This window comes from Halanaerobium saccharolyticum (assembly GCF_003053565.1).
Lineage (GTDB): Bacteria > Bacillota > Halanaerobiia > Halanaerobiales > Halanaerobiaceae > Halanaerobium > Halanaerobium saccharolyticum_B.
In genome coordinates, this window is the sequence record NZ_QAXS01000037.1 from 1 (window position 1) to 23,689 (window position 23,689).

Genomic DNA, 23,689 nt, shown 5'->3' on the forward strand with positions numbered 1-23,689 from the left:
GATAAAGGGAAATATTGGTTTCAGGTTGGGGTGAAAAATTTTGAAAGGTGCTATTAAGCCTTATCAATCAAGGGCTTATTTAGCCGAAAATCTTAAAGTTATGATAAGGAGTGAAAAATGGATTATATAAAAGCAAAAGATATAGATATCTCTAAAAAAACTAAAAAAAACTGGCAAGAAATTGTAGATATTATAGCTGAATTAACTGATGTAACTGCCAGTCTAATAATGAAGGTAGAACCTCCTTATATGAAAGTATTTCGATCTAGTAAATCAAAAAATAATCCGTATAATGTTGGTGATAAAAAAGAACTTTCAGGCCTTTATTGTGAAGAAGTGATTAAGACCGATGAAAAATTATTGGTTTCTAATGCTTTAAAAGTTAATAAATGGAAAAATAATTCTGATATTAAGTTGGGTATGATCTCTTATCTGGGATTCCCAATAAAGTGGCCCGATGGTGATTTTTTCGGAACAATCTGTGTTCTTGATACTGAAGAAAATAAATTCAACAAAAAAACTGTAAATTTAATAAAACAATTTAAAAAACTCATTGAAGCCGAATTAAAGAATATTTATCAGAAAAAAAATCTAAAAGAAGAAATAGCAAAAAAAGAAAAATCAGAAAAAAAACTAAGTACTATTCTTCATTCCATTGGGGATGGGGTTATTACCACGGATGAAAACGGCCGTATTGATATCATGAATTCCACTGCCGAGAAAATCACAGGTTATAAACTTGAAGAGGTAAAAGGGGATAAATTGGAAGATGTTTTTAAATTAGTAAATTCTTTAAGTGGAGAATCTGTAAATAGCCCGGTGGAAGAAGTATTAGCAACTGGTAAGATTGTTAATATGAAAGCAGATACAACTCTAATTGATAAAAATGGTCATATATATCAAATAGCAGATTCTGCAGCTCCTATTCAGGAAATGGAAGGCAAAATTCAGGGAGTAGTTCTAGTATTTTCTGATATTTCAAGAGACAACTTAACGGGTCTATATAACAATTCCTTTATGGAAGAAATAATAAGAAGGTGGGATGATAAAAAACAGCTTCCTATAAGTATAATTATGATAGATATTAATGGTTTAAAATTGGTCAATGATGGTTATGGTCATAAACAAGGAGATAAATTATTAATCAAAACGGCTGAATTACTTCTTTCCTGTGTAACAAATAAAGGATTTGTAGCCCGCTGGGGTGGGGATGATTTTATAGTTTTACTTCCCCGGACTAAAGAAGCAAAAGCAAGGGAGCTATCTCATGAGATAGCAGCGAAGAGTGGGGAAATTATGTTAAATGATGAAATAAACCTATCTTTAGGCATAGGTACTTCCACTAAAATTGACTCTGAACAAGATATATATAAAATACTGCATAGCGCAGAAGATGAAGTGTTAATGGATAAGCTTACCAGGGAAAAAAGTGCAAGAAATTTGCTGCTGAAAAATATGCTGAAAACTTTAGGAGCTAAAAGCTTTGAAACAAAAGAACATGCTGAAAGAATGGAGCGTTTAAGCGTTAAACTGGGAGAAAAAATTGGATTAAGCAGGGAAAAATTAAATCATCTATCCTTACTCGCATCCCTTCATGATATTGGCAAAATAAATATTGATGAAGAAATTCTAAAAAAACCTTCTGCCCTCACCAGCGTAGAATGGGAAACAATAAAAAAACATCCTGAAAAGGGGTTTGCTATTGCCCATGCTATTGAAGAATTTGTTCCTGTAGCAGAAAGTATTCGGTCTCATCATGAACGCTGGGATGGGACAGGTTATCCTCAGGGGTTAGAGGGAGTAGAAATACCTTTTTTGGCACGCATTATAAGTATTGTTGATGCTTATGATGTAATGATTAATGGCCGATCATATAAAAAAGCCATAAGCCAGAAAGAGGCAATACAAGAGTTGATTGGATGTTCAGGCAGCCAGTTTGATCCTGAATTGGTGGAGGCATTTGTAGGAATAATATCTGACTAAAACAAAATATTATTTATACCCTGATAATAGTTGACGATATTTACTGTTGATATGCGCATAGTAATTCTCGATAAGACTTAAAAGTTTGAAAATATTTAAAACACAAAAAACCCCCAAGAAACCTGAATTACCAGGCTAAACTTGGGGGTAAATTATCTGATTAAATTTAAATGGTGCCGAAGGTCGACTTATTAAAATAAATTGATAGAAGAATTAAAAGATGATAGTGGATGCAGCATATGAACTGCAGGTAGCATTTAAAGTAACCCCGGCCTCAAATGCAGAGCAGCCGGCAGCTCATGAATTAATAGATGAGCTTGATGAAACTCATCCGGAGATAACGGAAGACTGCAATTTTTTATTCTTTTTTAAGAAAAAAACTGTACAAAGCAAAAAACTAATTTAAATAACAACTTTAATTTTATGTTCAATTTGTATATAATGTAATTAGTAAAAGATACAGAAAAATAAATAATAGGTGTTTTAGATGGATAAAAAATAAGAAATAACTATAACAGTGGAAAAGGGGGAAGAAATCAGGGTGAATTGTACCTTGAAATAGCCCCAAATACTGTTAGAAATTTTATAGAATTAATTGAAGATGGTTAATGATGGTCTTAAATTTAATCGAGTAATTAATATCAAGGAGATAAAATTATGAGCATACCAAGAATCCTATATTATAAATATAAGCTTGATAAAAATTTAAATAAAAGTCGAAGTGAAATATTAAAACTGAGAGAAAATAAATTTAGAAAGCTGCTGTATTATGCTTATAATAATTCTCCCTTTTATCATGACTTTTATTCAGCCCACGGAATTAAGGAAAAAGACCTGTCAGAGATTAAACACTCAGACCTTCCTGCTCTTGATAAAAATATAATGATGGAAAATTATGATAAATTAGTAACGGATAAAAATATCAGCTGTGATAAGATTGCTTCTTTTCTTGAAAATTCCCCTTCTCCTGTTAGCAAGTTAAATAATAAATATCACGTTATTCATAGCTCTGGTTCTTCAGGCGAAATTGGATATTTTCTTTATAATTCAAAGGAGTGGGATTTTATCAAAGCTCTTTCTTTGAGATTATTTACTAATTTTGGTCTTAAGAGAAAAAGATATGCTTTTATTGGAGCAGCAGATGGTCATTATGCTGGGGTCAGCCTTTTTTTAAGCCCGGTTAATGCTCTGGAAGAATACTTCTATAAACAGTATTTGGTCATTAATATTAATCATCCTCTAGAAGATTATTGTCAAAGGTTAAATGAATGCCGTCCTCATAATCTTACAGGTTATCCTTTTGGGATCAAGGTTCTAGCTGAAATGCAGAGAGCTGGCAAAATAGATATATCACCCGAGGTAGTAATTTGCGGGGGTGAACCGCTGACGGCAGCAGCCAGGAAATTTATTAAAAAGACCTGGGATACTTCTCTTATTAATTATTATGCTGCCTCAGAGTCCCTGGTGATCGGAGTAAAAAAAGAGGAGTTTAATCATTTATATATTTTTGATGATGCTAATTATATTGAAACTGCGGAAGAGGGCTATTACCTAACAAATCTCTATAATTATACCCAACCACTTATACGATATCGAATGTCTGATTTACTGGTATCGGTAAATGAACAAAAAAAAGAAGATAGATGGCCTTTTAACAGGGTAAAAGAAATTATCGGACGCCAGGAGGATATATTATGGTTTAAAAATCAAGCTGGAAAAAAAGAGTTTATTCATCCGATAATATTTGTAGAGTTATATATTAGAGGTTTGAATAAATATCAGGTGATACAGACGGGTGAAACTTCCTTTATTTTCAAGGCGGTTATTAAAAAGGGAAGTAAAAATGAAGATGTAATAGTGAAAATAAAAGAAGAATTAACAAAGATACTTAAGAGTAAAAATCTGCAAAATGTTAATTTTAGGATAAAAAAAGTTAAAAATATAGACGGTGCAGGTACTACCGGTAAATTTAAATTGATAAAAAGAGAATTTAAATAAACTTATTAAAGCTGCAGTCCTCCTTATATTTAAAAGTTTAAGAAAAATTTGACATATTTATTTTTATAATGTATAATGAATGTATATTCATAAAGTTTTATGAATATAAGTTCACTAAAATAAGGTAAAATTTAAAAAATAGGTGGTGAATGTTATGCCTAAAATCATCAATAATTTACGGAGTAAAATATCTAGAGCAGCATATCAGCTATTTTCTGAAAAAGGATATTCTGCTGTTAGTATGAAAATTGTTGCTGAAGAAACCGGTATTGCTGTTGGAACATTATATAATTATTATACCAATAAAGAGGAGTTATTTATAAAAGTTATTGAAGAAAAAATTAAAAATCATAAAAAAATTTTTGATAAATATTTGCAAAAAGAAGAACTTGATCTGAAAATGTTTATTACCCATCTCTATGATGAAATTAATAAATCAAAAGGTGTAATAGATGAAATCATTAAAAAAGATATAAATAATAAAGAAGAAAAAATTGTAACCCGGCTGCGATCTGAATTATTAGAGATAGTAGATCAGATATTAATACAGTTTAAAGAAAAAAAAAGGGATAAAAAGGGGGGCTGAAGCAGAAAGAAAGCGTGGTGTTTATGCACTGCTTATTATGATATTGATTTTGGACAGGAGATTTCCAAAAGAACGGGAGAAGAATATTTCTTATCTCTTAAAAATGACAAATTTAATTTAAAGAAAAATTAAAAACTGTGAATGAGCAAGTATTAAAGAGATAATTTAGAACAATACAAGAGGAGGAGTTAATATGAGTATTGATTTTGAACTGGCAAAAAAATATGCAGCTGATAAGCTGCTCAAACAGGCTTTAAAATATCTGGAAAAAGATCCTGAAGAAAATTTTTTGCAGATTCTAGATATTGGAGAAAAATTAGCTAAAAGAGATAATCACAAAAATGCTATTAAAATTATAAAGGAGAAGTATAAAACAACTCCTTTGATAAAAAAATATCTTAAAAAAATTAATAATATTGCACCCTCTTATAAAAATGGACTTTTAATGAATTTTTTTGTTAATTCAGCTATTTTTGGTATACCATATCAGTATGAACTTTCTGAAGATCTTGGAGTAGACGTGCCCTGGACAATGCTTATTGACCCTACTAGTGCCTGTAATTTGAATTGTGAAGGGTGCTGGGCTGGCGAATATAATAAAAGTGATAGTCTTGATTTTGCTACAATTGATAGAATAATTACTGAGGCTAAAGAAATGGGAATTTATTTTATAGTTTTTTCAGGCGGTGAGCCGACAGTTTATCCTCAGCTTTTTGATATTTTTGAAAAACATGATGATGTTGGTTTTATGATGTATACTAATGGTACCCTTATTGATGATGAATTTGCTGATAGAATGCTTGAAGTGGGAAATGTTACACCAGCTATTAGTCTGGAAGGATTTAGAGAAGAAACTGATAAACGTCGGGGGGAGGGTACTTATGATAAAATTATGGATGCCATGGACCGCCTGCGTGAGAGAGGTATTATATTTGGGGCAAGTGTAACTGCAACTCAAAATAATGTGGATGAACTTTTTTCCGATGAATTTGTTGATCATTTATCTAAAAAGGGTGCTCTTTACATGTGGTTATTTCATTATATTCCAATAGGTAGAAATCCTAATCTTGAGATGATGATTACTCCTGAGCAGAGAGCTTCTATGGCCCGGAGAGGAAGTGAATTAAGGAAGAAAAAAGATATATTTATTATGGATTTTTGGAATGACGGCACATATGTCCAGGGTTGTATTGCTGGAGGAAGAAGGTATTTTCATATTAATGCTAAGGGAGAAGTTGAGCCCTGTGCATTTGCCCATTTTGCAGTAGATAATATAAAGGAAAAATCATTAAAAGAAGTGCTTCAGAATCCTCTGTTTAAATCTTATCAAAAGAGGCAACCCATTAGTGAGAATTTAATGTGTCCCTGCCCAATTATTGATAATCCTAAAGCTTTAAGGGATATAGTAGAAGAGTCAGGTGCTGTGCCTACACATGATGGAGCAGATGAAATTTTAAAAGGTAAGACAGCTGATTTTCTTGATGATTTGTCAGCTGAATGGCATGAAATTTCTAAAGATATTAATGAAGAAAGGATGAATAAATAACAAATCGGATTAAGGATTTTAAAATAATTATTTTTTAAAATGAAGAGATAAACCAGTATTAAATATATTGGTTAATGTTTTATGGGGGACTAAATTAAAAAATTATGTTTTCCATAAATTTATAATAAACCATAAGATATAAGTTTTGAGTTAAAAAAATTCCCCCTGGTATACCAGGGGGAATTTTAGTCATTAACTAAAATGGGGTAAATTAACATCTTAAATATAAATGGTGCCGAGGGCGGGATTCGAACCCGCACGGTCTATTAGACCACTAGCCCCTCAAGCTAACGCGTCTGCCAGTTCCGCCACCTCGGCATCACAATTATAAATTATACCATAAAAATTTACTTTGTCAATAAAATTTAGCAAATAAGTTCGATAGGTGAAAAAATAAAATTTAGACTTTTTAAATTAGTGTAAAAATAGATAAAGAAATTAGTTTCATGCAGGAATTGAACCTATAACCACGAATATTATGAATATAAGGGAATAGGGAGGCAATAACATTGGCAGAAAAAAATACACAAGACAATCAAAAATCAAAAAAGAAGCATAAATGGATAGGAGTTTTTCTGATAGCTCTACTCTTATTATTTATTGGACTGGCAGGTTATTATTTAGAACGAGATTTAGAGCCGGTACCAGATAATCAGATTGAGGAAAATGAAGTGATGGAGCAAAGTGAAGATAGTTCTGATGGAGAAACTGCTGTGAATGGTGAAGAAGAAAGCCAGATAACTGAAGAAACATCTACTATTGAAGAAAGCACAGATAGTGCTGAAACAACAGAAACTGGAGCAGAAACTAAAGAAGTTACAGAAAAAGAAGTTACAGAAAGTAAAGACACAGCTGCTAGTTCAGATATTGAAACAGAAAGAAATGAGACAGCTGCAGAACAATCGGCAGAAGTAAGTGAACAATCAGCTGATAAGACTAAAAGTGATGCTCCTCCTGCAGTAGAGGAAGATAAAAGTATGTCTGTGGATTCTGATCAAGAAGATATTGGTGAAAACTACAGTGAGGCAGAATCTGAAAGTGATACAGCAAATATAACTGATTCCGAAAAAACATCTGTTGAAGAGATTGAAAGCGATATTGCAAATGGTGGTTCAGATGTTTTAGATGAGTCAGATGAGGTAACTCAAAAAGAAGAAATAGTTCAAAAAGAAGAAGAGATAAAAACTGAGATTGAAGAAAGAGAAACTGAGGATAATGCAGCAGAAGATAGTTCAGTGGAGACAAAAGAACAAACATTAACTGGTGACCAGAGTCAGAAAACTACTTCGAAAACAGATAATTCTGGCCAGACAGATATTGAGCCAGAAAGTAATGATACTGTTGAAGATGAACAGGCAGAGGTAACTGATGAACCTGAGATGAAAAAGGATATCGCTCAGGAAAGCGAAGAACAGGTAGAAAACGAAGAACAGTTACAGGGAGAAGAAAAGCAAGTAGAAGGAAAAGCCGAAAAGAGAGAGGAACAGGTAAAAGATGAGACTCAGAATGACTTTGCCCAGGAATTAGAAGATCCAACTCTACTGGAACGGATTTTATCTATTCTGGGATTATCGGATAGTGACTTTAATCAGGATCTAAATATATTATTTGTTGGGCTTGATAGTGAAGAAAATGTAGCAATAGGTAGTGTAGAAGCTGATTCAATAATGCTTGCTAAGTTAAGACCAGAATTAAATCAGCTGCAGGTAGAACATATTGATGAAGACACTATCTATCAGGGGCAGTTATTAAGAAAATATCATAATGGTGATATTTCACTGGCTGTGGAAGAAATTACCGAAACTGAAATTGATTATTATGTTTATCTTAAATACCAGGGATTTGAGAAGGTAATAGACGAATTAGGTGGAGTGCAAATAACACTGGAGGAAGAATTAATAGTACCTGGTCTGGGACTTAATTTAAAAAAAGGAGATAATCTATTATCTGGAAAAGAAGCATTAAATTTTGTTCGCTGGAGTAGTTCTGGTTCAATGGCTAGATTTGAAAGACAGAAATTATTAATTAATTCTGTACTCTCAAAGCTAAAATCTAATAACATACTATTTAATGTTAAAGAACTTTATAATACAATAGTTGAAAGTTACAATTCTATAGAAACAGATATCAACCCTGTGCTGGCAGCAGAAATATTTAATTATGTTAGAGAAAATGATGAATTAAAGTTAGAGTTTATTGAATAGAATAGAAAAATTAATCTTTTGTTAAAAAATTATCTACAGTCGATTTTTTAAGTATTTAGTAGTATATTTAACATATAATAATTTAATTACTTATAACAGTCTATATTGAATTTTGACTTAAAGTGCCTTTTTATATATACTAGTTATTGCTGATGCGGTAATTATGCTTTTAAATTACTGCTGAGGGGCGAATAGCTCAGTTGGGAGAGCACCTGCCTTACAAGCAGGGGGTCACAGGTTCGAGCCCTGTTTCGCCCACCATTTTTATTTGCAAATATAATATAAAGAAGTTGTGTTAGGTCTTATTTTTGACTTACTACATCTTACTTCTTAAACGCGGAGGTGTAGCGTAGCGGTTTAACGCGCCGGCCTGTCAAGCCGGAGATCGCGGGTTCAAATCCCGTCTCCTCCGCCATTTTGGTGGGATAGCTCAGTCGGTAGAGCAGTGGATTGAAAATCCACGTGTCGACAGTTCGATTCTGTCTCCCACCACCATTTTTTGCGGGAATAGCTCAGTGGTAGAGCATCACGTTGCCAACGTGAGGGTCGCGAGTTCAAATCTCGTTTCCCGCTCCATTTTTATTTGCAGCCTGGGCGGCATAGCCAAGTGGTAAGGCAGAGGACTGCAAATCCTTTATTCGGCGGTTCAAATCCGTCTGCCGCCTCCAATTTATTATTACTGATATAACAGTAATTATAGGTGTTATTTAAATTATTATTTTTTTTATTTAATTGACAAAAGGTGCCGTATTGGTGCCATTTTATTATTTTAAAAGTATTAAATAAGAGTTTATTAACAATTTAAATAATTTAAAATATTTATCTTGACAAATTTAAAAACCATTGATATAATACAAAATGTCGTAAGTTAAATATTACATATTTGCCGGGGTGGCGGAATTGGCAGACGCATCGGACTTAAAATCCGGTGGGAATTTATTCCCGTGTCGGTTCGAGCCCGACCTCCGGCACCATTTTTTTGCTTGCACATTTTTTTCAATAGTGAGTTGAAAGTGCTAGCTTAATATTTTAAGTTGGTATAGCTCAGTTGGTCAGAGCGCTACGTTGACATCGTAGAGGCCAGTGGTTCGAATCCACTTACCAACACCAACACCATTTTTATTATTTGCCGGGGTGGCGGAATTGGCAGACGCATCGGACTTAAAATCCGGTGGGAATTTATTCCCGTGTCGGTTCGAGCCCGACCTCCGGCACCATTTTTGATGATTTGACCACTTTCGGTGGTCTTTTTTTTATTTAACTACTTTATTATGATAATAATCACTTGACTTTTTTCGAAATAAAAACTATAATAAAAGAAATGAAATAATTAAATGCCCTGATAGGGAAGAGTAAATTTTTCTGCTAGTTAAAAGAGAAGTGTGCCGGCGGCTGAAAGCACATAACTTGTCAGTAAATTGAAAACCACCCTGGAGCAGGTAGGAGGAATTAAGTATTTTTATCCGGTTAAGCCGTTATCTTATTGAGTGAATAATAATTTTAACTATTCTCATTTATTTTAGAATACTTATAATTATTATTAACTAGAGTGGAACCGCGCAATCCGTCGTCTCTATAATGAGATGAGGGATTTTTTTATTAGCCAGGAAATTATACCTAATGGTTTGTTGTGGATAATATTTATAGTTTTATAATTTCCGCAATCAACAAAATTTAACCTTACTGTATTACAGATTGTCCGAAGGACATTTTGTTCATTTTATAAAAGATTATTAGTCTTATAGGGAGGAAATTAAATGGAAAAAGTTAAAGTAACACTGCCAGATGGTTCTGTCAAGGAATATGATGCTGGAACAACAGTAGAAGATGCTGCTTATTCTATCGGAAGTGGTTTAGGAAGAGATGCCATAGCTGGTGTTGTCGATGGTAAAGAAGTAGATGCCTCTTATCCAATCGAAAAAGATGTGGAGCTTTCTATTATTACTATCGATAGTGATGATGCTCTGGACATTATTCGTCATACCACCTCACATGTTATGGCACAGGCGGTAAAGAGACTCTATGATGAGGTGCAGGTGGCAATAGGGCCTACAATTGAAGAGGGTTTTTATTATGATTTTAATTTAGAGGAAAATTTTAATGAAAATTCTTTAGCAGAAATTGAAGCTGAAATGGAAAAAATTATTAAGGAAGATATAGAAATAGAAAGAAAAGAACTTCCGCGTAAAGAAGCTATTGAATTAATGGAAAAGAGAAATGAAAAATATAAACTGGAATTAATTGAGGAACTGGATGATGAGATGATCAGCCTTTATTTTCAGGGAGATTATGTAGATCTCTGTCGGGGTCCGCACCTTCCTTCTACTGGTTATATAAAGGCTTTTAAACTATTGAATGTAGCTGGAGCTTACTGGCGCGGTGATGAAAATAATGAAATGCTGCAGAGGATTTATGGTACTGCTTTTGCCAGCGAAAAAGATTTAGAAAAATATCTACATCGAGTGGAAGAAGCAAAAAAACGTGACCACAGAAAACTTGGTAAGGAACTTGATCTTTTCAGTATGCAGGATGAAGGAAGAGGTTTTCCCTTTTTCCATCCGAAAGGGATGGCTCTCAGAAACGAATTGATTGATTTTTGGAAAGAAGAGCACCGTAAAGCCGGATATGAAGAAATCAAAACTCCAATTATTTTAGACGAATCCCTCTGGCATCAATCAGGACACTGGGACCACTATCAGGATAATATGTATTTTACCGAAATTGATGGAGAAACTCATGCTGTTAAACCAATGAACTGTCCTGGTGGAATTTTAGTTTACAAAGACTCGATGCACAGCTATCGTGAGCTACCAATTAGAATGGCTGAACTGGGGCTGGTACATCGTCATGAAATGTCAGGTGCCCTTCACGGACTAATGAGGGTTAGAAGCTTTACTCAGGATGATGCTCATATTTACTGTCTCCCGACTCAAATTGAAGAGGAATTAAGTGGGGTTATTAAACTGGTTGATAAAATTTATAGTGCCTTTGGATTTAACTACAATGTAGAATTAAGTACCAAACCCGAAAAAGCAATGGGAGATGAGGCACTCTGGGATAAGGCAACTGATGCCCTGCGTAATGCTGTAGAGAAAAATGGTCTGGATTATGAGGTCAACGAAGGTGATGGAGCTTTTTATGGTCCTAAAATTGATTTTCATTTAGAAGATAGTCTCGGCAGAACCTGGCAGTGTGGAACAATTCAGCTTGATTTTCAGATGCCGGAACGCTTTGATTTAAGCTATATTGGTCAGGATGGAGATGAGCACAGACCGGTAATGATTCATCGAGCAATTTATGGTAGTATTGAGCGTTTTATTGGAATTTTAATTGAACACTTTGCAGGCGCTTTTCCAACCTGGATGGCTCCGGTACAGGTAGAAATTATTCCCGTTTCTGATGATCAAATTGATTATGCACTTAAAGTTAAAGAAGCTATAAAAGAAGAAAATATTAGAGTTGAGGTTGACAGCCGTTCAGAACAGGTAGGTTACAAGATCAGAGATGCTCAGGTTAAACAGGTACCATATATGTTAATTGTAGGTGGACGTGAAGAAGAAAATGGAACCGTATCTGTTCGCGATAGACGCGAAGGTGACTTAGGAACAAGTAAGCTCTCTGAATTTAAGTCGAAAATTTTAAAAGAAATTGAAGATAAAGTAATTAATACTGAAGATACAATTGATTAATTTATTATCCTCTCCAGTTTTAATGCCGGAGAGGATTTTTTCTGCAGATTTCTTGACACTATCAGCACCCTGTGCTATACTAATTAAGGAAAAGAAAGTAGAAGCACCTGTTTCTCACCAGTCTTAAACTGGTTAATATCAGTTTCTCGTTTTGAATTTCAATTTCTGCGGGAAAAGTAGACTTATCTTTAGGGATAGTCTATCTTTAGCTGATTACTGTATTTAACGGGTGGTTTCTACCACTCGTTTTTTTGTTTATATTGGTTTTTTTATATCACTCAGGAGGTGCATAAATATCGTTAATGATTTAAGAATTAATGATCGCATTAGAGCAAGAGAGGTTCGTCTGATCGATCAAGAAGGAGAGCAAATTGGTATCAAGTCGCTGGATGATGCATTGGATAGAGCCGCAGAACAGGGTCTGGACTTAGTAGAAGTTGCTCCACAGGCTAATCCACCTGTATGCAGAATTATGGATTATGGTAAGTACAAATATGAGCAGGCTAAAAAGGAAAAAGAAGCCAAAAAGAACCAGAACGTAATGAATGTTAAAGAGGTTCAGATGGGTGTTAAAATTGAAGATCATGATTTTAATGTTAAATTAAAGCAGGCGCGTAGATTTCTCAATGACAAGGATAAAGTTAAGGTAAGAATCCGCTTTAGAGGAAGAGAAATGATGCATAAAGAATTAGGATATGATCTGATGGATCGCCTAATTGAACAGACTAAAGATATTGGTAAGGTAGAAAGCAAACCTAAAATGGAAGGTAGAAATATGATGATGTTTCTAACTCCCGAAAGTGATAAACAGTAGTCAATTAAACAACTTAGAATTCACTTTAATTACTGGTTTAATTACCGGGTTATATTAGAAAGTATTTTTGATTATTACAGTATTAGGAGGTTAAATCATGCCAAAGCAAAAAACACACAAAGGTATAGCTAAAAGAGTTAAAGTTACAGGTAAAGGTAAGCTTAAGCATCATAAAGGATTTCACAGTCATATTTTAACCAAGAAATCCGGTAATAGAAAAAGACAGTTACGCAAAGCTAAATTATTAAGTAAATCATATCAAAAACGCTACAAAAAATTATTACATGGATAAAACAGCAGTAATAAAATAAGATAAAAAATAATATATGTTAAAATTTTGGAAGGAGTGTCATTTAAGATGCCACGTGTAAAAAGAGGAAATAAGGCGCGCAAGCGCAGAAAAAAAGTTTTAAAGATGGCTAAGGGATATTTTGGATCCCGCAGTAAATTATATCGTCCTGCAAATCAGGCAGTAATGAAGTCTCTACATTATGCATATAGAGATAGAAGAAATAAAAAGAGAGAATTTAGAAAGCTCTGGATTACAAGAATCAATGCAGCAGCTAGAAATGAAGGTCTTTCTTACAGCCGTTTCATTAATGGTTTAAGACAGGCTGATGTAGAAATTGACCGTAAAATGTTAGCTGACTTAGCAGTTAATGATTCTGATGGATTTGCTGATTTAGTAGAACTGGCAAAAGAAAAGTTAGGAAACTAAGTAAATGAATATAATCAGCAGTTCTCAAAATGATAAAGTTAAATATCTAAATAAGCTTTACCGGAGCAGAAATAGACGTAAGCAGGGTGTCTTTATTCTGGAAGGCAAAAGACTTATTGAGGCTGCATTGGCAGGAGGAGCAGATTTTAAACAGGTCTTTCTCACTCCTGTTTTTTTTAAATCAGCTGAAAATGATAATCTGCTGGCTGATTTAAAATTAAAGGCTGAAATTATTTATATTGAAGAAGATCTTTTAAAAAAAACAGCTTCCACAGTCAATCCTCAGGGAATTCTGGCTGTAGTAAATGAATCTGTTTTTAGGGGTGATGATTTCTATCAGCAGACCAAAAAAATACTACTTCTAGATAGGATTCAGGATCCCGGAAACATGGGGACTATGATCAGAACAGCTGCTGCGGCTGGTTTTGATGGTATTATTGCTCTTAAGGGGTCAGTAGATATTTTTAATCAAAAAGTTATTAGAGCCACCATGGGTGGAATTTTTTCTATAGTGATCAGACAGAGGTTGAGTCAGGAAGATTTTCTGGCTGAAATCAGAAATGAGGCAGCAGGTTATGAACTGCTGGCTGCAGATACTCAGGCTGAAGAATATCATTTTGAGCATCAGTATCAGGATAAATTAATTTTAATGATCGGTAATGAAGCAAATGGTCTTGAGCAGCAATTATTAGAATCTGCCACCTCAAAAATAAAAATTCCACTGGCTGGAGAAATTGAATCTTTAAATGCAGCAGTTGCAGCATCTGTAATTTCTTTTGAAATACTTTCCCAGCAGTTGAAAAAGAATGATTTAAACTGATATTGTTATTAATTTTGGCTCTCTGACAAATGTTGTGAAATCTAAATAGCACCGATTGAATCATGTTGTCTCTTTAATTTTTTTAATTTAATTTTAGAGCAGTAATTTTTTCTTGTGAGAATATTTTTTCTATGGTATACTTAAAAAAGAATATCATATTTAATGGCTGAGAAGGAGAGAGTAACTAAAAATGATACTGAAAGAGATTAACTGCAGCAGCTGAAAGCAGTTAAATTATCAAATTTGGTGAAGTTCACTCTGGAGCTGAGGGCTGAATTAAGTAGGTTTTTCCGGAAGCTAATGGCTTTCGTTAACAAAAGAAAGTGATTCCACAATTATGTGGGATAATCAGGGTGGTAACACGGTATCTCGTCCCTTTAGGGCGGGATTTTTTGTATTTTTAGAATAAAAAATTTAACATACATATAATATGGAGGTGTTAGTTTTGGATCTACTAGATGATCTAAAAAAAATTGAAAATGAAGCAGAAGAAGAATTAAAAGAAGTTGAAAGTCTTGATCAATTAGAAGAACTGAGAATAAAGTATTTAGGTAAAAAAGGGGCTGTCCAGTCGGTTTTTTCCAAAATGGGAAAAATTAAGCCAGAACAGCGTCCTGTGGTGGGAAAAGAAGCAAATATATTAAAAAATAAAATTCAGAACTGGCTGGGTGAACATCAAGAAAGGCTGGAAAAGAAGGCTGCTCAAAAACGTTTTGAAGCAGAAAAAATTGATGTTACTCTTCCTGGCGGTAAAGTAGAAGCAGGTCGTTCTCATCCATTATCTTTAGTAACTAAAGAAATGGAAGATATTTTTATTGGCCTGGGTTTTGAGATTGCCGAGGGACCCGAAGTAGAAAGTGAATATTACAACTTTGAAGCTCTAAATATTCCAGCTCACCATCCGGCTCGTGATCTTCAGGATACTTTATATATTGATGACCATTATTTACTGCGGACTCATACATCACCGGTCCAGGTAAGAACTATGGAAGCCCAGGAGCCGCCGGTTAGAATAATTGCCCCGGGCAGAGTTTATCGTTCTGATGAGCTGGATGCATCCCATTCTCCAATTTTCCATCAGACAGAAGGTTTAGTTATTGACAAAGGTATTTCTTTTAGTGATTTAAAGGGATCAATTGAGTTAATTGTAGAAGCTTTATTTGGAAAAGATAGGGATGTAAGATTCCGTCCCAGCTATTTTCCTTTTACAGAACCCAGTGCTGAGGTTGATGTTTCCTGTATTGTCTGTGGAGGAGAAGGATGTCCTCTATGCTCTAGAACCGGCTGGCTGGAGATTATGGGTGCGGGTATGGTTCATCCAAATGTACTGGAAATGTCCGGTTATAATAAGAATGTTTACAGTGGTTTTGCTTTTGGAGTTGGACTGGATCGTCTGGCCTTATTAAAATATGGCATTGATGATATTAGAGTGCTTTACGAAAATGATAAACGCTTTTTACATCAGTTTTAAAAAATTATAATAATTTTAAACCTGAATTTTAAATGGGTTCTTAATTTTAAAAAAATGCAGACTCGATGAGCTGCTAGTTTTGATAAAAAGAAAGGATGATAAATTTGCAGATATCGTATAACTGGTTAAAAAAATATATTGATATTAATTTTACTCCTGCCGATCTTTCGGAAAAGCTGACAATGGCTGGTCTGGAAGTTGAAGGAGTTGATTACTTAGGAGAAGGTTTAGATGATATAATTATTGCCAGGATTGAAAAAATAAAAGAACATCCTGATGCAGATAAACTTGTGATCTGTATGGTTAAAACTGGATCAGATACGGAGCTGATTCCAGTTGTTACAGGAGCTCCCAATGTTGAAGCAGGACAGATGGTTCCATTTGCGGAAGTAGGAGCAGTTCTTCCTGGTGGAATGCAGATTGAAGAGGTTAAATTACGTGGAGAACTTTCTCGGGGAATGATCTGTTCTAAAGATGAACTGGGGCTGCAGGAAGAAAGAGCAGCAGGAATTATGGTCTTAGATGACGATGCTCCTCTGGGCGGCAGTTTTATCAAATATAAGCGTCTGGATGACTATATATTTAAACTGGATTTAACTCCAAACTATGCCCGCTGTCTGGGAATGATTGGTGTAGCCCGCGAAATAAAGTCATTATATGCACAGGAAAAAACTTTAAATACACCTCCAATATCATTTGAGGAAGCTGAAGAACTGGGAGATATTAATGATTATGTGGAAGTAGAAATTGAGGACCCAGATTTATGTCCTCGCTATACTGCGCGTCTGGTTAAAAATGTTCAGATCAAAGAATCACCGGAGTGGATACAGCGCCGACTTAAAGCAGCAGGGATTAGACCGATCAATAATGTAGTTGATATTTCTAATTTTGTTTTAATGGAATATAATCAGCCGCTTCATACTTTTGATTTTAATAAAATTAAAGATGGTAAAATTATTGTACGCAGAGCAAAGGCAGAAGAAAAAATGTTAACCCTGGATGAGGAAGAAAGAATATTAGATGATGAAATGCTTGTTATTTCTGATCCGGAAAAAGCAGTAGCAGTTGGTGGGGTTATGGGTGGAGCAAATACTGAAGTAACTGAAGAAACTACTGATGTTTTAATTGAATCTGCCTACTTTAATCCGGTCAGCATTCGTAAAACTGCTAAAAAATTAGGAATGCACTCCGACTCTTCCCACAGATTTGAAAGAGGAGTGGATATTGAAAAGGTGATAGAGGCCAACAACCGGGCCTGTCAGATGCTGGCTAAATGTGATGGAGCCAGAGTAGTTCCTGGTGTAATTGATAATTATCCCTTAAAATTTGAACCAGCTGTGATTACTCTGACTGCTGAAAGAGTAAATGAGCTTTTGGGAATTGAATTAGAAGCTGCAGAAGTTAAAGAAAGTCTTGAACGGCTGGGTTTTACAGTTGAGAAAACTACCGGCGAGGGAGAGTTTGAGGTAACTGTTCCTTCTTTTAGAACTGATGTGGAACAGGGAGCGGATTTAGTAGAAGAAATCGCCAGAGTTTATGGCTATAATAAAATTCCTTCGACCAGACCGATTTCCAAACAGCGAGGTAAAAGATCTCCCAGGCAGAAATTTGAAGCAAAAGTTAAAAAATTGCTGCAGGCAGGTGGGCTTGATGAAGTAATTACCTATAGTCTGCAGGATAAAAAGAGTTATCAGGACTTAAATTTAACTCAATTTGAAGACTATGCAAAATTTGTCAGCATTAAGAATCCATTGAGTGAAGCATTTGGAATTTTAAGAACTACTCTACTGCCGGGAATAATTGAGGTTCTATCTTCTAATGCCCGCCGTCAGGGTTCAGAAATGGCTGTCTTTGAGACTGGAACAGTTTTTAGAAATAAAGGTCTCAGCAGTCGGCCTGAAGAGCTAAATAAACTTGGAGGGGGAATTTTTGGGCAGAATAATAACCTCTGGCAGCAGGGAGCTCCTAACTTCTTTGCCTTAAAAGGTGTGCTAGAAATGTTATTTAACAGAGTCCAGCTTGATAAGTACAGCTTTATCGCTGATAATGATAATCGAGATTTTCTGCATCCAGGCCGCAGAGCTGAGATCAAGTATGATCAAACTCAGACTTTTGGCTTTATTGGAGAAATTCATCCAGAACTTGCAGATCAGAATAATTTACCGGCTGGAACAACTGTGTTTGAGCTTGATCTGGATTTCTTGTTTGAAATCACTGCAGAAAAATCTTATCAATACCATAAATTAGTTAAATATCCTGTACTGGCAAGAGATCTGGCAATTGTAATGGCTGAGGATATTGCAGTTGGTGATATTCATCAGGCAATCAGAGCAAAAGGTGGCTCAATGCTTAAAGGACTGGAGCTTTTTGATATATATCAGGGAGATCAGATTGAGGACGGTTATCAGAGTGCCGCTTTTGAATTAAAATTCCAGGCAGAGGATAGAACTTTAACTGATCAGGAGGTAAATGAGCGTTTTAATCAGATAGTAAATCATCTCAAAGAAGAATATTCTGCGGAAATTAGAGGAAATTAAATTTTTAGGCAGGACTTTCGACTTTTGTAATGAATATAATAAAGTAGACTACTATAGTTGGAGATGTTGCTAATGATAGAGGAAAAAAATCAAGCTAAGAAAAAATTTAAATTGAATATTCTGGGAGATCAATTTACTGTGACTGGAGATTTCAGTGAGGAGTATATAAATAAACTGGCTGATCATGTAGAAAAAACAGGTCAAGAGATTAAAAATGCTTATCCTAAATTGCCTTTTAGACGTTTAGCTCATTTGACAATGATTAATCTGGCTGATGAATATTTCAAACTGCGCAGTCAGTGTGTTGATTTAAGTAAAGAAAAAGAAAGACTTAAAGAGGCAAATCAGAGCTTACATCAGGAGTTAAAAAAACTGCGTCAGGAGAATGAGGAATTAAATACTCTACTCGAGGAGGTAGACTAATTGGATATCATAAATTTCCTCGATCTTATAATTTTAGTAATTCTACTCTTTTTTGCCTTTAATGGGTTTAGAAGAGGATTTATAGATCAGATAAGTACAATTCTGGGACTGCTGGCTGCATTATTTGTAGCAGTCAGGCAGTATCAGTATTTTACCCAGTTTTTAGAGCCTTATCTAGATTTATCTATTTCCCTACTGCAGTTTATTTCTTTTGCAGTAATCTTTATTGTAGTAAATATTGTGATCCATGTTTTAGGCATTACACTCAAAAAAATTGTGGATTCTATTTTTCTGCAGCCAGTAGATCGAGCATTAGGTTTTTTGTTAGGCTTAGTAAAAGGTGGAATTATTATTTATTTGTTAGTTTTAATTCTGGTCCAGATTCCCTATCAAAAAATAAATGATGTCTTAAATAATTCATTTCTGGCAAGCAGAATTATCGAAGCATCACCATTAATACAATCAAAGATTGAAGAAATTTTTCGGCCATGAGATATTCATGGCCTTTTGGCGTCTTAAATTAAATTAAAGATCTGAATAGAAAGAGGTGTTACAATGCAGGAAATGAGCAATAAAGAAATTGCTAAAATCCTGGCGGAATTTGCTGATTTAATGGCAATTAAAGGTGAAAATGATTTTAAAATTAGAGCCTATACAAACGCTGCTCGTAAAATCGAATCCTATCCTGAAGATATTTTTGAGCTGGCAGAAGAAGATAAACTTAAAGAAATAAAAGGTATTGGCAGTGGTATTGCTGAGTCAATTACAGAACTGCTGCAGAATGGAATTATAGAAGAAATGGAAGCAGTTAAGGCTGAACTTCCGCCTGGTGTTATAGAAATGACCGATATTCAGGGACTGGGACCAAAGACTGCTCACCGCTTTTATTATGAACTGGAAATTGTAGATTTAATATCACTGGAGAAAGCTCTTAAAGAGGGTAGAGTTCAGGAACTTAAAGGTTTTGGTAAAAAATCAGAAGAAAAATTATTAAAAGCTTTAAAAAATCACGAAAAATATGTAGATAAAATTAATCTGGCTCAGGCTTTAAAAACTGCTGGAGAGATAATAGAAACAATTAAAACTGAACTTGAGCCTGATTTTTTTGAAGAAATTGAAATCTGCGGCAGCAGCAGAAGAGCAAAAGAACTGACTGGAGACCTGGATATTTTGATAGCTACAGCAAAACCAGAGAAACTTTCTCAAAAGCTAAAAAATTTAAATTTTACAGCTGAGGTTATTGGGGCCGGAGCGACTAAAGTCAGTATTAGAACTGAGCAGGGAGTTCAGACAGATTTTCGACTTGTGACTAAGGAAGAATTTCCGTCTGCTCTTCATTATTTTACCGGTTCTAAGGCTCATAATGTAAGGATGAGGCAGCTGGCCAAAGAACATAATTTAAAATTAAGTGAATACGGTCTTTTCAGAGATGATGACAGCAAAGAAAAAATTGAATCTGAGGCAGATATTTTTAAAATTCTGGGCCTGGAGTATATTATTCCTGAACTAAGAGAAGATCAGGGAGAGATAGAAGCTGCTCAGAAAGGAGAACTGCCGGATAGTATTAAATTAGAAGATATAAACGGTGATCTGCATCTTCATTCACGTTACAGTGATGGTGCCTTTTCAATTCGTGAAATGGCAGAGGCGGCTAAAGAACGAGGTTATAAATATATTGCTGTAACTGATCATTCTCAGTCTTTAGCAGTAGCCAGTGGGATGTCAATAGAAGAGTTAAAAAAACAGCTCCAGGAAATTGATGAGCTAAATCGGGATTTTGAAGATTTCTGGATTTTTAAAGGTGTAGAGGTTGATATTCTTAAAAATGGTGATTTAGATTTTGCAGATGAGTTATTACAGGACTTAGATTTTGTTATTGCTTCTGTACACAGTTATTTTAATCTGGAGGAAGCGGAAATGACAGAGCGAATTATCAGGGCAGTTAAAAATCCTCATGTTAAACTGCTGGGACATCCCAGAGGTAGGATGCTTGGAGGAAGAGAGGCCTATGCTGTGAATCTAGAAAAAGTAATTAAAGCTGCTGCAGATAATAATACTGTCCTGGAAATCAATGCTTCTCCCCAGAGACTTGATCTGGATGCAGAATGGGCTCGTAAAGTTAAAAAAGCCGGGGCTAAGATTTCGATCAATACCGATGCTCATCATTATAAGGAGTACAGTGATATGGAACTTGGAGTCGCAACTGCCCGCCGCGGCTGGCTGGAAAAAGAAGATGTTATTAATACTTTTTCTCTAAATGAACTGAATGATTTTTTTGAATCACAAAAGCAATAATAGGTTATATTGATTTAGAAAATTGATTAATTTTAAGGAAGTGTTTTGTTTAATCTGTAATAAAAAAAGTAATAAAATTAAATTCCGGAGGTATTTAAGTTGAGAAAACACAGTCTGGAAGTATTGGAATATAAAAAAATAATAAAAATGACTGCCGAGAGAGCAGCAACTAAAATAGGAAAAGAAATTGTAAATAATTTGGAGCCTGTAAGTAACAGTAATTATATTGAGCAAAGGCTGTCAGAAGTCACTGCCTTAAAATCAATGATAGCTGAGTTTTCTACTCCTCCTTTTGGTGGAGTAAGGGATATCAGAGATGATTTAAAAAAAGCAGCCAAAGGCTCAGTACTCTCTACAGATGCTATCAGCAGGGTCAGGAGCACCCTCAGAGGGGTTTCTGAATTAAAACGTTATCTGGATGATATAGAATCTAATCTGGATCCTCGAATTGTCGAAAGAGAATATAAAATAATCTATGATTTATGTGCAGATTTACAGAGCAGACCTGCTCTGGCCCGGGAGATTGATCGCTGTATTAATGAATATGGTGAGGTTGCAGATGATGCAAGTGCTAAATTAAAGTCTCTGCGTTCAAAAATGGATTCTATAGAAAATTCTATTCGAGATAAACTGGACTCAATTATAAAAAGTAAGCACTATGAGGATATGCTGCAGGAAAATATTGTGACAAGAAGAGAAAATCGTTATGTTGTGCCTGTAAAACAGGAACAGCGCAACAATTTTGATGGGATTGTGCACGGACAGTCTGCCAGTGGTTTAACTCTTTTTATGGAGCCAATGTCAGTGGTCAGATTAAACAATGAACTGAGAGAGGTTAGAGCTAAAGAGAGTGCAGAAATTCAGCGCATTTTACAGATGCTTAGTTCAAAAATAGCTCAGGATGAAGAAATAATTAAGGGAAATTTAATGATTATCAGCAGACTGGATAGTATTGCAGCAGCTGCTAAATTCAGTCTTGATTTTGAATGTAATGCACCTGAGATTAATGACCAGGGGCTGATAGAATTAAATCAGGCCCGTCACCCGCTATTGAAAGAAGATCCGGTACCAATTGATCTTAAACTGGGAGATGATATTTCGACTCTGATAATTACGGGTCCCAACACCGGTGGAAAAACAGTGGCCTTAAAAACTGTAGGTTTATTAACTTTGATGACCCAGAGTGGTCTGCACATCCCGGCTGCAGCTAACTCTACGGCAGCAGTCTTTAAAAAGATATTTGCTGACATTGGAGATGAACAGAGTATTGAACAGAGCTTAAGTACTTTTTCTTCTCATATGCATCGGATTAGAGAATTTCTGGCAGAGTCAGATAATTCTACCCTGGTTCTGATGGATGAGCTCGGAGTTGGTACAGATCCGGAAGAGGGAGCGGCTTTAGGAATCTCAATTCTGGAAAAACTGCAGCAGAAAAATGCAGTTACCATTGCTACCACTCATTATAGTCAGCTAAAAAGTTATGCTTATACTACTGATGAGGTAGAAAATGCTTCGGTTGAATTTGATATTGAAACTTTAAAACCAACCTATAAATTAATTATGGGAGTTCCAGGTGGCTCCAATGCTTTTGAGATTGCTCTCAGGCTGGGAATACCGGGAGAAATAATTGATCGCGCCAGAACTCTTTTGAGTGATGAAGAAATTAAAGTTGAAGATATTATTAATGAGTTAAATCAGGAAAGAAATCGCTATCAAAAATTACGGCAGGAAATGGAAGAATTCCGCAATCACGAAAAAGAATTAAAAGAAAAATATGAGAAAATGATTGAAGAACAGCAGCAGAAACACGAAAAAGAGATGAAGGCTGCTCGAGAAGAGGCAGAAGCTATTGTGGAGGAAACTAAAAAAGAGGCTCAAAGAATTATTTCTAATTTAAAACAACAAGATTTTACTAAGCGCTCGGAAGTTGATCGAGCCCAGACTTCTGCCAATCAAAATTTAAAAGAATTAAGTCAGATTTTAGAATCTGAAAAGAATAACGAGAAAGAAAAAGTATCTGCAGATGACTTTGAGGTTGGAGACCAGGTAAGAGTGCGCAGTATTGGCCGTAAGGGTGAGATTACTTCCCTTGATCGGGATAAAAAAGAAGCCCAGATCCAGGCTGGAATTATGCAGGTTACTGCCTCTCTAGCTGATCTGGTCAAAGTTGATATACCGGAGGAGAATGAAGAAAAACAGCTTAAAAATTACAGAGTTCAGAAATCACAGCATGTATCTCCAAAACTTGATCTCCGGGGAGAAAGATATGATGCAGCTCAACATAAGGTTGATAAATACCTGGATGATGCTTTTCTGGCCGGCTTAAATGAAGTAGAGATTGTTCACGGTAAGGGAACAGGAGCTCTGCGCCAGGCTGTAGAAGAAATTTTAGAAAAAAATTCTCATGTTAAGGATTACCGACTGGGAAGACAAAAAGAAGGTGGAATGGGAGTTACAATAGTAAAGGTTCAGTAAATAGTGAGTTTGATTTAAAATAATTAGTAGATTTTTAATCAAAATATTTGAAATGTAAAAAGGGATTTCTCCATTTATAAGTGGAAAAATCCCTTTAATTTATTTTTATTTAATTTTTATTTAAAATGTA

17 protein-coding genes, 9 tRNA genes and 2 other annotated features are annotated in these 23,689 nt (G+C 35.0%); of the genes, 25 read left to right on the forward strand and 1 reads right to left on the reverse strand.

Annotated features, from left to right (window positions below; genetic code table 11):
* Window positions 1-117 precede the first annotated feature (117 nt).
* From C8C76_RS12300 to C8C76_RS12320, 5 genes are all read left to right on the forward strand, one after another.
* Window positions 118-1,983 (forward strand): HD domain-containing phosphohydrolase, encoded by a 1,866-nt coding sequence (locus C8C76_RS12300; protein ID WP_108142089.1) that lies wholly within the window; start codon window positions 118-120, stop codon window positions 1,981-1,983.
* A gap of 220 nt (window positions 1,984-2,203) precedes the next feature.
* On the forward strand, window positions 2,204-2,389 hold the full coding sequence (locus tag C8C76_RS12305; RefSeq protein ID WP_108142091.1) for a hypothetical protein: 186 nt from the start codon (window positions 2,204-2,206) through the stop codon (window positions 2,387-2,389).
* Between the two features lie 251 nt (window positions 2,390-2,640).
* Window positions 2,641-3,981, forward strand: a complete 1,341-nt coding sequence (locus C8C76_RS12310) for a phenylacetate--CoA ligase family protein (RefSeq protein ID WP_108142093.1) — start codon at window positions 2,641-2,643, stop codon at window positions 3,979-3,981.
* A gap of 154 nt (window positions 3,982-4,135) precedes the next feature.
* Complete coding sequence (locus C8C76_RS12315) at window positions 4,136-4,567, forward strand: TetR/AcrR family transcriptional regulator (RefSeq protein ID WP_108142095.1); 432 nt, start codon at window positions 4,136-4,138, stop codon at window positions 4,565-4,567.
* 193 nt (window positions 4,568-4,760) lie between these two features.
* Window positions 4,761-6,113: a radical SAM protein gene (locus C8C76_RS12320; RefSeq protein ID WP_108142097.1), complete on the forward strand. Its 1,353-nt coding sequence runs from the start codon at window positions 4,761-4,763 to the stop codon at window positions 6,111-6,113.
* Window positions 6,114-6,343: 230 nt separating this feature from the next.
* On the opposite strand, the gene C8C76_RS12325 is transcribed toward C8C76_RS12320, so the two are convergent.
* Window positions 6,344-6,431, reverse strand: a tRNA-Leu gene (locus C8C76_RS12325).
* Window positions 6,432-6,622: 191 nt separating this feature from the next.
* On the opposite strand from C8C76_RS12325, the gene C8C76_RS15430 reads away from it, so the two are divergent.
* The 20 genes from C8C76_RS15430 to C8C76_RS12425 all read left to right on the forward strand — a co-directional run bounded on the left by C8C76_RS15430 (window position 6,623) and on the right by C8C76_RS12425 (window position 23,559).
* Window positions 6,623-8,317 carry an LCP family glycopolymer transferase gene (locus C8C76_RS15430; RefSeq protein ID WP_258222552.1) on the forward strand — a complete coding sequence of 565 codons (1,695 nt, stop codon included), beginning with the start codon at window positions 6,623-6,625 and terminating at the stop codon, window positions 8,315-8,317.
* Window positions 8,318-8,502: 185 nt separating this feature from the next.
* Window positions 8,503-8,578: transfer RNA gene (locus tag C8C76_RS12335), tRNA-Val, on the forward strand.
* Between the two features lie 77 nt (window positions 8,579-8,655).
* Window positions 8,656-8,732: transfer RNA gene (locus C8C76_RS12340), tRNA-Asp, on the forward strand.
* 4 nt (window positions 8,733-8,736) lie between these two features.
* A tRNA-Phe gene (locus tag C8C76_RS12345) sits at window positions 8,737-8,812 on the forward strand.
* Window positions 8,813-8,818: 6 nt separating this feature from the next.
* Window positions 8,819-8,893, forward strand: a tRNA-Gly gene (locus C8C76_RS12350).
* A 17-nt stretch (window positions 8,894-8,910) separates the two neighbouring features.
* A tRNA-Cys gene (locus C8C76_RS12355) sits at window positions 8,911-8,985 on the forward strand.
* 217 nt (window positions 8,986-9,202) lie between these two features.
* A tRNA-Leu gene (locus C8C76_RS12360) sits at window positions 9,203-9,291 on the forward strand.
* Between the two features lie 59 nt (window positions 9,292-9,350).
* Window positions 9,351-9,427 (forward strand) — tRNA-Val (locus C8C76_RS12365).
* A gap of 18 nt (window positions 9,428-9,445) precedes the next feature.
* Window positions 9,446-9,534 (forward strand) — tRNA-Leu (locus tag C8C76_RS12370).
* 113 nt (window positions 9,535-9,647) lie between these two features.
* Window positions 9,648-9,895, forward strand: a binding site (T-box leader).
* Between the two features lie 179 nt (window positions 9,896-10,074).
* On the forward strand, window positions 10,075-12,006 hold the full coding sequence (gene thrS, locus C8C76_RS12375) for a threonine--tRNA ligase (protein WP_108142099.1): 1,932 nt from the start codon (window positions 10,075-10,077) through the stop codon (window positions 12,004-12,006).
* 259 nt (window positions 12,007-12,265) lie between these two features.
* On the forward strand, window positions 12,266-12,820 hold the full coding sequence (gene infC / locus C8C76_RS12380) for a translation initiation factor IF-3 (protein ID WP_108142129.1): 555 nt from the start codon (window positions 12,266-12,268) through the stop codon (window positions 12,818-12,820).
* 97 nt (window positions 12,821-12,917) lie between these two features.
* On the forward strand, window positions 12,918-13,112 hold the full coding sequence (rpmI, locus tag C8C76_RS12385) for a 50S ribosomal protein L35 (RefSeq protein WP_108142101.1): 195 nt from the start codon (window positions 12,918-12,920) through the stop codon (window positions 13,110-13,112).
* A gap of 66 nt (window positions 13,113-13,178) precedes the next feature.
* On the forward strand, window positions 13,179-13,538 hold the full coding sequence (gene rplT / locus C8C76_RS12390; protein ID WP_108142103.1) for a 50S ribosomal protein L20: 360 nt from the start codon (window positions 13,179-13,181) through the stop codon (window positions 13,536-13,538).
* 4 nt (window positions 13,539-13,542) lie between these two features.
* On the forward strand, window positions 13,543-14,358 hold the full coding sequence (locus C8C76_RS12395) for a TrmH family RNA methyltransferase (protein WP_108142105.1): 816 nt from the start codon (window positions 13,543-13,545) through the stop codon (window positions 14,356-14,358).
* Between the two features lie 159 nt (window positions 14,359-14,517).
* Window positions 14,518-14,738: a binding site (T-box leader), on the forward strand.
* Window positions 14,739-14,803: 65 nt separating this feature from the next.
* Window positions 14,804-15,829, forward strand: coding sequence for a phenylalanine--tRNA ligase subunit alpha (pheS, locus tag C8C76_RS12400; protein WP_108142107.1), 1,026 nt, complete (start codon window positions 14,804-14,806; stop codon window positions 15,827-15,829).
* Window positions 15,830-15,924: 95 nt separating this feature from the next.
* Window positions 15,925-18,366, forward strand: coding sequence for a phenylalanine--tRNA ligase subunit beta (gene pheT, locus C8C76_RS12405; protein WP_258222554.1), 2,442 nt, complete (start codon window positions 15,925-15,927; stop codon window positions 18,364-18,366).
* A gap of 72 nt (window positions 18,367-18,438) precedes the next feature.
* Window positions 18,439-18,789 carry a cell division protein ZapA gene (locus tag C8C76_RS12410; RefSeq protein WP_108142111.1) on the forward strand — a complete coding sequence of 117 codons (351 nt, stop codon included), beginning with the start codon at window positions 18,439-18,441 and terminating at the stop codon, window positions 18,787-18,789.
* Window positions 18,790-19,281 carry a CvpA family protein gene (locus tag C8C76_RS12415; protein WP_108142113.1) on the forward strand — a complete coding sequence of 164 codons (492 nt, stop codon included), beginning with the start codon at window positions 18,790-18,792 and terminating at the stop codon, window positions 19,279-19,281.
* 63 nt (window positions 19,282-19,344) lie between these two features.
* On the forward strand, window positions 19,345-21,084 hold the full coding sequence (polX, locus tag C8C76_RS12420; RefSeq protein ID WP_108142115.1) for a DNA polymerase/3'-5' exonuclease PolX: 1,740 nt from the start codon (window positions 19,345-19,347) through the stop codon (window positions 21,082-21,084).
* 99 nt (window positions 21,085-21,183) lie between these two features.
* Complete coding sequence (locus C8C76_RS12425; RefSeq protein WP_108142117.1) at window positions 21,184-23,559, forward strand: endonuclease MutS2; 2,376 nt, start codon at window positions 21,184-21,186, stop codon at window positions 23,557-23,559.
* Window positions 23,560-23,689: the final 130 nt, after the last annotated feature.